The following is an 11,402-nucleotide window of genomic DNA, read 5'->3' as shown; positions in this document are numbered from 1 at the left end:
ACGCCATCGTCAGGAATCTTTGGATCAAGGACGCCAGGAGCAGGGTCAGCAGGGGCAGGGAGAACCAGAACGTCGCCTGCAGCCACTGGAGTTGGCGGACGCTCGGACGCGTCGCCACGCGGACCACCTCGCGGGTCGTGAGCAGGACGATCAGCGCGACCGCCGCGAGCGCCCCCACCACCGACCAGGGCGTCCAGGTCACCTGCGGCCCGATCGGCCCGGGGTCGGCCTTGGCGACCTTGCCGCTCGGCTGCTGCCGCAGCGCGTACAGGGACACGTCCTCGTTCACGAAGACCTTGCGCAGCTCCTGCCGGGCGTCGAGGTTGCGGATGAGCCGGTACTCGTACGTCCTGGAGTAGCCGATGTCCAGCTGCAGGTAGGTCACCTGGCTGCGGTTGATCATGAGGTACGAGTTCGGGCCCGCGTCCTTCAGTGACTTGACCAGGCTCGACACCAGCACGGGATCGGCGGGCGCGAGCGTCGGTACGTAGGTCACCCTCTCCATGTCCCGCGCGCCCCACGGCATCGCGGGTGTCACGTTGTTGACCGTGTCGTCGCTCAGCCACAGCACCCGTGCCGTGGGCTTGTCGTGGGCGTACACGTACTCCATGGCGGCGACCTCGCCCGGCCTGATCCGCTCGAACGGCTCGTTGCCCCAGCGGGCCACCAGGAAGCCGCCCACCAGGACGAGGCCGACCAGCAGGGCGGCGAGCGGTGCGAGGCTCACCCGGTCCTGGTCCCGTTCCTTCGCGGTGACTCCGGTCCGCGGGAAGAGCGCGAGACCGGCGAGCAGGGCCGCGCCCGGCAGGGCGAACATGAAGACGCGCAGCGCCATCTCGCCGCCGTACGACTGCATGCCGAAGCCGAGGAACGGGACGAAGGTGAGGACGAGCAGCGACCGCTCCCGGTACTTGTGGTCGCGGCGGCGCCACCAGCCCCAGCAGGCCAGTGCCAGCACGCCGCCGGCCAGCGCCACCCGGGCGTAGAGGACGAGCTTGTGGGACGAACTGCCCTCGCCGATCCGGCCGGAGACCGAGGACGAGACGTTGTCGCCGACTCCGCCGACGCCGCCGAACAGTTCGCCGAAGTGACCCGACCAGTACGGCTCGGCGAGGAAGCCGATCCACACGCTGACCACGACCGCGAACAGGATCGGCAGTCCCCGCAGTTCGGAGCGGCCGACCAGGACGAGGACCGCGAGGACGCCCAGCATCACGAACGGCGTCAGCTGGTGCGCCGGCACGGTCGCCATGAACAGCCCGATCAGCACCATGAGCAGCACGGCCCGTTCGCGCCGGTCGGTCGGCTCGACCTCCAGCTCGCCGGGCCGCATCTTCGTCCACAGCACCCGTGGGGCCCGGAACCACACCAGGAGGATCGCCACGAACACGAGGTAGAGGAGGTAGGTGAAGCCCTGCGGGGAGAAGTAGTCCTGGCCCACCCAGCCGCTGAGTACGAAGATCCAGATGCCGGTCCACTGGGCCCGCCAGCTCGCCCGCATATGGCGCACGAGCAGGAACAGCGGCGCCAGGTACAGGAGTTGCATGGCCGTGGGCCACCAGCGGATGACCTCGGTGAGGTCGTCGACCCCGCAGGCCTTGGAGATGAACGCGGCCGCGGCGAAGAAGCCGGGCCAGCTCCAGCGGGCGTCCAGGTCGGGTACGGCCGAGCCGGTCCGGTCGATGTGGTCGATGAACCCCAGGTGCTGCCAGGCCGTCGCGAACCGCGGTTCGGTCTCGATCACGGCGGGCAGCGCGTGCAGCGACACCACGGTGGCCAGCAGCGTGACCATGAGCAGTGTCTTGTGTTCACGGCCGAGCCAGAGCAGCGAGGCGAACACCAGGATCAGCAGTCCGGCCCCGACCAGGGTCGGTGTCGGCAGGACGGAGACCAGGCCGAGCCCGCCCATCCGGTCGAGATCGCGCTCCCCGAGCCCGGACGCCGGCACCCAGTACAGGACGAGCGCGGCCGTCAGCAGACAGCCGAGCAGCACCCCGAGGCGGGTCGGCCGCAGCCGCTCCCACCCGGAGGCCGGTGCCTGCGACGGTCCGGGTCCGTCCGCCCGTACGGCTGCGGACGCGCCGCTCGTACCGGCCGCTGCTGTCTCGCGTACGCCCTCCGGTTCCTCGGCTTCCTCGGCGACGCCGCCGACCGGTGGGTCGAAGGGGGCGTCCACCTCGATCTCGGACGGGCTGACGGAGGTCTCCGAGCCCGGCTCCCGCTTCTCGACGGGCAGGCCCAGATCCAGCCGTGACGAGGGCAGCCGCGGGGGAGTGTGCGGAGTCCTCAGCGCCCAGGTCGGCCGGTGGTCCGGGTGGTGGTCCGGTCGGGGCCCCGAGGGGCGGCTCGGCCGGTCGACCGCGGGGATGCCGGCGGGCGGTGTCCCGGGACCGGGCCGTACGTCCGGCCGTCGCTCCAGGTGGTCGAAGTCGAGCTGGACACCGAGGGCGAGGGTGTCCGTGTCCAGGCGCTGCGCCCAGGCCGGGCCGCGCCTCTTCCTCGGCGCGTCCTTCCCAGCCCCGTCCGTCCCCGCCCCGTCGTTCGCAGCCCCGTCCCGCTTCGGTCCGTCCTGCCTCGGTCCGGGCACCTCGTGGGCGCCCAGGTCCGCCAGGTCCCCGTCCGGCGCCGTGTCCCGGGATGTGTCCTCGGACGGCGCGGTCATGACGATCCGGTACAGCCGGGGAGCGGCGAGCAGCACGATCACCGCGAGGCTGGAGATCTCCGCGACGCCCGCGCCGGTCAGCCCCATGCGGGGCAGCAGGATCACCGTGAGGCCGAGGACCAGTACGCACAACAGGCCCTGCAGCCAGGCGAGTCCGGCGGTGCGGCTCTGGGCGCGCAGCACCGCGAAGTACGTCTCCATGACGACCCGCAGCACCGCTCCGACCGCGAACCAGCGCAGCAGTGGCGTCGCCGCGTCCGCGTATCCCTGGCCGAACACGCCGAGGATCCAGGGCGCCCCGAAGAACAGTACCCCGGCCACCGGCAGCATGATGCGTGCCATCCTGCGCAGCGCCGCCCGGGTGTTCGCGGCGAGCCGTGCCGGGTCGTGCGAGCCCTCGACGGTCAGCGAGGCGCCCATGTTGATGGCGAGCAGGTTGACCGTGCCGCCGATCGTGGTGGTGATGTAGAAGTACGCGTTGTCGGCGGAGCTGACCTGCGCGGCGACGATCACCGGGACGAGGTAGACGACGGCGAGCGAGAACAGCGAACCCGTGTAGTCGCCGGCCAGGAACCGCCCGATCTCCCTCATGGAGGGCGGCTCGGCGCCCTCCGCGGTCGCCTTCACATGCCGGGGGACCAGCCGCCGGAACACCAGCCAGCCCAGCGGCAGCACGGACACCGCGATGGCCGCGACCCACGACACGAAGACACCCATGGTCGGGATGGCCGAGGCGAACGCCACGAGCAGCGCCAGCTTCACCGCCGAGAACACGGTGTTGCCGACGGGCACCCACAGCGCGCTGCGCAGCCCGGTCAGCACCCCGTCCTGGAGGGTCAGCACCGACCAGGCGACGACCGACAGGACGAAACAGAGCCCGACGAGCGGGTCGTGCAGGAAGCGGTACGAGGATCCCCAGAACCCCAGCGTGAGCAGGAAGACGCCCGCGGCCAGCGCCACGACCACCGAACTGCCCGCATAGGTACGGAAGATGAGCCGGCCGGTGCCGCGTCCGGCCACCGGGATGAACCGGGCGAGGGCACCGGTCAGCGTCACCGCGGTCAGCCCGGCGAGGAGCTTCATCGCGGCGATGGCGGCGGAGCCCTGGCCGACCGCCGACTCGGAGTAGTACCGGGCGGCGGCCAGCCAGAAGCCGAGCCCGAGGACGGCCGAGATACCGGTGTTCAGCATCAGGGCGTAGGCGTTCCGGAACAGCGGGCTGCCTCCGGACGACGGACCCAGCCGGGGCAGGCGCAGGCGCCGCCCGGACTGCTCGGGTGGATCGGGCGCGGGGGTGTCGGCCTGGGCCGTGGTCGTGTCAGACACGGGAACGGATGGCCTTCCGGCGAACCTGTCGTGCTCTGCGGACCATGGAGTACCCCTTGGTGAGGGCACGGTCCCTGGCGAAGGTGCGGGCGATCGCGCGGCCCTCGACGAGCCGCTCGAACTCCTCGATCCCGGTGCTGCGGCGCACGGTGACCCGCCGCAGCGCGTACGGTCCCTGGCGGCGGCGCGCGAGCGCGTTGCCCACGGCGAGCGACTGGGTGAAGCCCGCCTCGCGCACGGCCCGGCGCACCCGGCGGCTGGAGTAGCCGTACGGGTACGCGAACGAGGCCGGGAGCACGCCCAGTTCGGCGGCGATGATCTCCCGGCAGTGCCGCAGTTCGGAACGCAGGGCGTCGTCGGCCAGCTGGTCCAGCTGCGGATGCGTATGGCTGTGGCCGCCGATCTCGACGTCCGCGGACGCCAGTTCGCGCACCTGGTCCCAGTCGAGCATGACGTCGAGGCCGCCCCCGGTGTCGTACTCCCCGCGCAGCCAGCCGGTCGACACGAACAGCGTGGCCGCGAATCCGTGCCGGGCCAGCACGGGCAGCGCATGCCGGTGCACGCCCTCGTAGCCGTCGTCGAACGTGATCAGCACGGGGCGGCCGGGCAGGGGAGTCGCATCACGCCAACTCCGCGCCAGCGCGGCGGTGTTGACGGGCGTGAAGCCCGAGGCGCGCAACAGGGCCATCTGCTCGGCGAACGCCTCGGGTGTCACGGACAGCGTGCGGGTGGCGTCGTTCGGCACCTTCGACACCGCGTGGTACATGAGGATCGGCACGCGTGGCTCGGGTGGTCCGCTCATGGTTCGCCCCCCTCGATCCCCGCTGTCCGGTCGACCGGGGGCACCGAGAACGCGGCCCCGCTCCTGCGCGCCCGGACGCTCCCGAGTGCGTACCCGCCCGCCGCCGTCACCACTCCGGCGACGATGGCGGCGGCCCGGCCCGCGCCGCCGGGGCGGGCGAGCAGGGCGTCGCGCAGTCCGCGCGCGACCCCGGCGGGCAGGACGCGTGTGGTGTACCGGCGCTCCGACTCAAGTCCCCTGTCGGCGCCGACACTTCGGGCGACCAGGGCCTTGGACAGACCTTCGGCGTACGTGCGGGTACGGAAGTACGCGAAGTGCTCGCGGACCTCCGGCACCCGGTGGTGGATCACCGCACGGTCGTCGATCAGCAGGACGGCGTCCGGCCGGGCACGGGTGAGCCGGATGCACAGCTCCGTCTCCTCGCAGCCCAGCGGCCGCCTGTCGCCGTCGCGTCCGATACCGGTCGCGAAACCGCCCGCCGCGTCGAAGGCCGTACGGCGGAACGAGGCGTTGCCGCCGAGCACGTTGCGCACCCGGACCCGGCCGGGCGGCAGCCCCTTGTACGTGCAGCCCACCACCCAGTCGAACTCCGCGGGAAACCAGGCGGGCCGGCGGCCCGACGCCCAGATCGGCATCGTCCGGCCGCCGACCGCCATCACCCGCGGATCCTCGTACCCCTCGGCGAAGTGGCGGAGCCAGTCGCGCTCGGCGACCGCGTCGTCGTCGAGGAAGGCGATGACCTCACCGCCGGAGGCGGCGATGCCGGTGTTGCGGCCCGCGGACAGGCCGCGGGGGCCCGCGTTGGCGAGCACCCGCACCTCCTCGGTCTCCTTGTACTCCTTCGACAGCCGGTCCAGGAGCGCCTGGTTGTGGTCCACGACCAGCAGCGTCTCCCGTGCGGGCCGGGACTGCGTCCGCACCGAGGCGACCGCCGCGAGGATGTCCTCCCAGCGGTCCTCGGTGTAGACACAGATCACCACTGAGATGTCCGGAGCGTTCAAGACACCTCTCCCGGACCGGAGTTGAGCGCCACGGCGCGCGGGCGGCGGCGCAGCGACCGCCGGTTGGAGCGCTCCTTGAGGATCACCTTGAGCACCCGCAGCCCGTCGCGCACGGCCCGCAGATTACTCGCGCCGTGGATGCGCACGTACTCGTGACTCGGTATCTCCTGGACCTTCAGCCCCGCCTTGACCACCCGGATGTTCATCAGGGTCTCCACCTCGAAACCCGTGCAGTCGAGGTCGATCTTGTCCAGGCAGTGCCGCCAGAACGCGTTGTATCCATAGCAGAGATCGGTGTAGCGCGCGCCGAACTTGCGGTTGACGACCGTGCACAGCGCCCAGTTGCCGAGCTTGCGGATCGGTGTCATGTCGTCCGTGCCGCCGCCGTTGGCGAACCGCGAACCCTTCGCGAAGTCGGCCCCGGAGACCAGCGCGGAGACATAACTGACGATCTCGTGACCGTCGGCCGAGCCGTCCGCGTCGACCATCACGATGATGTCGCCGGTGCACGCCTCGAAGCCGGTGATCAGGGCGTCGCCCTTGCCCTTCCCCTGCTGCTCGACGACCTTGACGTCGGGCCACAGCTCACGGGCGACCGCCACGGTGTCGTCGGTGGAATTCCCGTCGACGAGCACCACTTCGTGAATCCACCGCGGAAGTGTCTTGAAGACGTACGGAAGATTCTCCGCCTCGTTCATGGCGGGAATGACGACGCTCACCGGAGGCGCTATGGCCAGGTGAGTTGATATGGGCCGGTACGTGCTGGCTGCGATCTTTCCTTGAACATGACCTTGAATCGGACCTTGCATATGGCCTTGAATCCGGCCCTGTGCCTGATCCTGAATCCGATCTTCGGTCCGGTCTTGTCCCGGCACCGCCGGGCGCACAAAAGAAGTCATTGAGTCGGTCCCTCTCGTCCGGTGGACCGCCCGCCCCTGGGCGGTCCGGTTCTTTGTCCGGTTCGAAAGGGGGGTTTCTCACTCACGGCATGCCGAAATAGATCTCCGTCCACGCCGGGTGAGCTGGCATAACTGGCCGACTGTCTGGGTCGGTCTCGCGGCACGGCTCGGCACCCTTGCGGTCACCGAGCACGGCACCCCCCTACCGCGCCCCGCCCCGGGCCCTCGTCGCGATCTTGAGCCCTCCCCTAGATCGCATATGTGCTGATGGACCGATGCGGGTGAGATGTACGACGGTATTGATGATTGAGACGCTATGGCAAGACCTGGAACATGGCCTCACGTTTTTGTTGTTTTGGCCGTTACTCAACCGCCCGAACGGATCTTCCCCATCCGTTTGAGCATCTTGTCGGCCGGCTCGAACAACTCCGGCCTCCCCAGCACCGCATTGCGCAGAGCGCGGACGGGGGCGCGGCGCGCCCGGTGTCCGAACGCCACGGGATGGCGGCGCGCAACCCACCCTTCGGACACGGAGAGTTCCCGTGTCTTCAGGGAGTCCTTGTATTCCTTCTGGCCCCGGCCGAGATCCAGATAGGCGATGCCGTCGGCGGCGGCCGACTCGGCCATGCGCAGATGCAGGATCAGCCCGGGGGAGTATTTCGAGAACGCCGGGTCGTACGCGGGGAACCAGCACGCCAGCACCCGCTCGGAGCGCAGTCCGAAGTGTGCGGCGATCGGCCGGCCGTCCGCGTAGAGCACCGACAGGAGTCCGGCGAACGACTCGGAACGACTGTGGAAGAGCTGCTGTGCCAGCCGGGTGATCCAGTCCTGCGCGAAGCGGTCGCTGCGTCCTGTCCTGCGGTACTGGGCCGACTTCCAGCGCATCAGCGTGCCCAGCACCTCGGGGTCGCGCTCGTCGTGCACGTACCGCACGTCCGCGTGGTCGCGGCCCAGCTTGCGCTCCTTGGCGAGCGTGGTCCTCGTGAACTTGGGTGACTGGGCGCGCAGTTGCGTGAGGTACGCCTCGTATCCGCGGTCCACGTCGATGACCGGGGACGGGAAGGTGCCGGAGGCTCCCGCCTCGAACGGCGCCTGGCCTTGCGCCAGATGGTCGAACTCCCACACGGAGAGCCCGCAGGCCCGCAGCAGCTCACGGGCGTCCCAGGTGAATCCGGGGCGGTGGACCAGCCCCTGGCAGTCCGAGATGCCCAGGCCGATCGCCCGGCCGACGCCCGCGGTGCTCGTCTGGAACGGGAAGAACGCTGCGGGCTCGCCGTCCTCCCGGATGACCGCGATCCGTACACCGCGCCGGCAGCGGCCCACGGCCAGCGTGAACTCCGGTGACAGGAACGGGTTCGCCAGTTCCGGTGTGTCGTGCAAATGGGCCTTCGACTGGAAGGCCGTCCACGCCGACCGGTCGGCGGAGGTCAGTTCACCGGGGCGGTACACGCTGATGTCCACGTCAGGAGACCCGTCTTCTCACCGTACGGCCGCGCAGCCGCCGTACCAGGACCAGCAGGAGAATGAGGGAACTGAGTGCGGCCACTGCCGCGATTCCGCCCGGGACCGACCAGCGGTGCACGGCGATCATGCCCTGGGCCACCAGAAGATTGACAGCTACCGCTGCCGACAGGGACGCCAGGACGCGGCCCACCGGTTCCAGGTTCCGCAGGGCGATCGCCACGGCTGCGGTGGGGGCGGCGAGCAGGAAGAAGAGGGTGAACGGGGCGCGCAGGGGGGAGTCGATGTCGGCGAGGGCCAGGACGGCGCCTACGCCGGCGATCGTGGTGGCCGCGCCCGCGAGCAGGGGGAGCAGGTCCCTTTGCGGGGCCCGCGCCTGCCGTAACCGGTCGTCGGCGGCCGGTTCGGGCGGGTCTGAGGATGATGACTTGGTACCTATGGTCTGCATGGGCGACTTGCCCCCTGAAGCGCCGGATGCCGGGCTTCAATGTGGCGCAGCGGTCGGGGGGCAGTCAACCCCTTCGGCTACCGCCGGGGGTGCGGCGCGGCGACGCCCGACCGCCCCCGCGCGGCTCCCGACGCCCCAACACCCAAAGGACTGCGCCGTTCCCCGCGCCCCTGAGGGGCGAAAGGCCAAAGATTGCGCCGTTCCCCGCGCCCCTAGGGGGAGCCCCCCGCAGCCTCGTCTTTCAGGGGCGCGGGGGACTGTGCGACCGGCCCTCGCCGGGCCGCGCGTGTGAACGGGTCGGGTGGTCCTGCCCTTAGGGGCGCGGGGAACTGCGCAGTCTTTTGGCTTTCGCCGCTCGCAGGTGTGGGGGTGGAGTGCCGCAGCTCCCCGCCCCCCTGGTGTATGGGGGCGGGGAGCTGGTTCGGGGTGGGGGGTGGGGTTACGGGACTATCTTCAGGAGGCGGTTGGGGGAGCCTGTGCCCGGGGACGTGACCTTGCCAGTGGTCGCGCCGTTCACCAGCGCCGTCGCCACCTGCGCCGGCGTCGCCGACGTGTGCCCGGCCAGGTACACCGCCGCCGCGCCCGCGACATGCGGCGTGGCCATCGACGTACCCGAGATCGTGTTCGTCGCGGTGTCGCTGGTGTACCAGCCCGCCGTGATCGACGAGCCCGGAGCGAAGATGTCCAGGACCGAGCCGTAGTTCGAGTAGCTGGCCTTGGCGTCCGTGCTGGTGGTCGCGCCCACCGTGATCGCCGCGGCGACACGGGCCGGCGAGTACGACGAGGCGTTGGCGCTGCTGTTGCCCGCCGCCACCGCGTAGGTCACCCCGCTCGCGATGGAGTTGGACACCGCCGCGTCCAGCGTGGAGGACGCGCCGCCGCCGAGCGACAGGTTGGCCACCGAGGGACCGCTGTGGTTCGCGGTCACCCAGTTGATGCCGGCGATGACACCCGCCGTGGTGCCGGACCCGGCGTTGTCGAGCACGCGGACCGCCACGATCTTCGCCTTCTTGGCGATGCCGTAGGTCGAGCCCGCGATGGTCGTGGCGACATGCGTGCCGTGACCGTTGCCGTCGGAGGCGACGGTGTCGCCGTCCACGGCGTCGTAGCCGTAGCTGGCCCGCCCGCTGATCTGGGAGTGCGTGATGCGTACGCCGGTGTCGATGACGTACGCCGTCACCCCGCTGCCCGCGGAGTCCGGGTAGGTGTACGTGCCGGACAGCGGCAGCGACGTCTGGTCGGAACGGTCAAGCCCCCAGGGCGCGTTGGACTGGGTGGTGTCGCTCGCCCGCACGACCTGGTTCTGCTCGACCGCCGCCACCGACGGGTCCGCGGCGAGTCTGCGGGCCTCGGCCGCGGAGAGGTTCGCCGAGTAGCCGTTCAGCGCCGCGCCGAACGTCTTCGCGACGGTGCCGCCGTACTCCTTGATGAGGCTCTTGCCCTGGGCCGACGAGGCCTTGAAGCCGGCGCCCTTCTTGAGCGTGACGATGTAGCTGTCCTTGACGGCGGTGGGGGAGTCCGCCGCCAGGACCCGGCCCTCGGCCGGCGCGGCCTGGGCGGGGAGGGCGGTGACGGCGCCGAGCAGGGCGGCGGTCACCACGGAGGTCGCCGCGGCGATCCGGATCTTCTTGCTACGCAGCTGTGCCATTACGAGGGATTCCTCCTCATAGGCGGCGCGCGCCTGGGATGGGGCGCGCGTCTGTGGGGGGTGCGCACGTGATTGCGCGCACAGCCAGGAGCGTCGCGTTCCGCTACCGGTTGAGACATCAGCGTGATCGATCTACGGGCGTAGCTCAAGGGAGTTGAGGGTATGTCACATGTCTGTCATGAGCACGCAATCGAACGTGTCGTGAACGCCCGGGAGAACTACCTGCCTGTCCAGAAAAGTCTTGGCATGAACACTTCCTGGCGACACGCGTAGCTGGTACCAAAGTCACGGCAGAGATCCTGCTAAAGGGAGGTTCCATGAGACGTTCCCGACTTACGGCATACGTGACCTCACTTCTCCTCGCCGCCGCCTTCGCCCTCACCGGCGCGGCGACGGCCCAGGCGTCCCAACAAGCCGCCGCCACGGGCTATGTGGCCCTCGGCGACTCCTACTCCTCCGGCGTCGGCGCGGGCAGCTACATCAGCTCGAGCGGCGACTGCAAGCGCAGCACGAAGGCCTACCCCTACCTCTGGGCGGCCGCGCATTCACCCTCGTCCTTCGACTTCGCGGCATGCTCAGGCGCTCGTACGGGTGATGTTCTGGCGAACCAACTGAGCCCGCTCAACTCCGGCACCGGCCTCGTCTCGATCTCCGTCGGCGGCAACGACGCCGGTTTCGCGGACGTCATGACGACCTGTGTCCTGCAGTCCGAGAGCACCTGCCTGTCCCGCGTCAACACGGCGAAGGCGTACGTCGACTCGACACTCCCCGGCAAACTCGACTCGGTCTACTCGGCGATCAGCTCCAGGGCCCCGGCGGCCCAGGTGGTCGTCCTGGGTTACCCCCGCTTCTACAAGCTGAACGGCAGCTGTGTGACCGGTCTCTCCGAGACGGAACGGGCCGCCATCAACGGCGCCGCCGACTACCTGGACAGCGCCATCGCCAAGCGCGCCGCCGACCACGGCTTCACGTTCGGCGACGTACGCCCCACCTTCACGAACCACGAGATCTGCTCCGGCAGCGCCTGGCTGCACAGCGTCAACTGGTTGAACATCGGCGAGTCCTACCACCCGACCGCAGCCGGCCAGTCGGGCGGCTACCTGCCCGTCTTCACCGCCGCGGCCTGATCGACCCCGCGACCCCATCCCCCCACGG

At 70.2% G+C, this 11,402-nt stretch carries 8 protein-coding genes; 1 reads left to right on the top strand and 7 read right to left on the bottom strand.

Annotation, left to right across the window (positions count from 1 at the left end; all coding sequences use genetic code 11):
- From IE278_RS35075 to IE278_RS35045, 7 genes are all read right to left on the bottom strand, one after another.
- Nucleotides 1-3,988: polysaccharide biosynthesis C-terminal domain-containing protein (locus IE278_RS35075; RefSeq protein WP_189778550.1), on the bottom strand; the 3,988-nt coding region annotated here is incomplete at its 3' end.
- Nucleotides 3,981-4,790, bottom strand: a complete 810-nt coding sequence (locus IE278_RS35070) for a polysaccharide deacetylase family protein (protein ID WP_189778548.1) — start codon at nucleotides 4,788-4,790, stop codon at nucleotides 3,981-3,983. The genes IE278_RS35075 and IE278_RS35070, both read right to left, overlap by 8 nt.
- Entirely contained in the window at nucleotides 4,787-5,791 is a 1,005-nt protein-coding gene (locus tag IE278_RS35065) for a glycosyltransferase family 2 protein (protein ID WP_189778545.1), read from the bottom strand. The genes IE278_RS35070 and IE278_RS35065 overlap by 4 nt, the downstream gene beginning before the upstream one ends.
- On the bottom strand, nucleotides 5,788-6,600 hold the full coding sequence (locus IE278_RS35060) for a glycosyltransferase family 2 protein (protein WP_189778539.1): 813 nt from the start codon (nucleotides 6,598-6,600) through the stop codon (nucleotides 5,788-5,790). Before IE278_RS35060 ends, IE278_RS35065 begins: the two co-directional genes overlap by 4 nt.
- A 456-nt stretch (nucleotides 6,601-7,056) precedes the next feature.
- Nucleotides 7,057-8,151 carry a GNAT family N-acetyltransferase gene (locus IE278_RS35055; protein ID WP_189778537.1) on the bottom strand — a complete coding sequence of 365 codons (1,095 nt, stop codon included), beginning with the start codon at nucleotides 8,149-8,151 and terminating at the stop codon, nucleotides 7,057-7,059.
- Nucleotide 8,152: 1 nt separating this feature from the next.
- A complete protein-coding gene (locus IE278_RS35050) occupies nucleotides 8,153-8,599 on the bottom strand; it encodes a hypothetical protein (RefSeq protein WP_246571155.1) in 447 nt (148 codons plus the stop codon).
- Nucleotides 8,600-9,038: 439 nt separating this feature from the next.
- The gene (locus tag IE278_RS35045; protein ID WP_189778535.1) at nucleotides 9,039-10,247 is read right to left on the bottom strand and encodes a S8 family peptidase; all 1,209 of its coding nucleotides are present in this window, start codon (nucleotides 10,245-10,247) and stop codon (nucleotides 9,039-9,041) included.
- A 317-nt stretch (nucleotides 10,248-10,564) separates the two neighbouring features.
- On the opposite strand from IE278_RS35045, the gene IE278_RS35040 reads away from it, so the two are divergent.
- Nucleotides 10,565-11,374: an SGNH/GDSL hydrolase family protein gene (locus IE278_RS35040; protein WP_189778533.1), complete on the top strand. Its 810-nt coding sequence runs from the start codon at nucleotides 10,565-10,567 to the stop codon at nucleotides 11,372-11,374.
- Nucleotides 11,375-11,402: the final 28 nt, after the last annotated feature.

It is taken from the genome of Streptomyces tauricus (assembly GCF_014650955.1).
Lineage (GTDB): Bacteria > Actinomycetota > Actinomycetes > Streptomycetales > Streptomycetaceae > Streptomyces > Streptomyces tauricus.
Note: the sequence above shows the minus strand (reverse complement) of the source record. Positions and strands in the feature narration are given on the sequence as shown.

Coding starts and splice junctions, on each gene's coding strand:
- IE278_RS35060 (WP_189778539.1), bottom strand. CDS start 6,600: ATGCAAGGTCCGATTCAAGGTCATGTTCAAGGAAAGATCGCAGCCAGC.
- IE278_RS35070 (WP_189778548.1), bottom strand. CDS start 4,790: ATGAGCGGACCACCCGAGCCACGCGTGCCGATCCTCATGTACCACGCG.
- IE278_RS35050 (WP_246571155.1), bottom strand. CDS start 8,599: ATGCAGACCATAGGTACCAAGTCATCATCCTCAGACCCGCCCGAACCG.
- IE278_RS35040 (WP_189778533.1), top strand. CDS start 10,565: ATGAGACGTTCCCGACTTACGGCATACGTGACCTCACTTCTCCTCGCC.
- IE278_RS35045 (WP_189778535.1), bottom strand. CDS start 10,247: ATGGCACAGCTGCGTAGCAAGAAGATCCGGATCGCCGCGGCGACCTCC.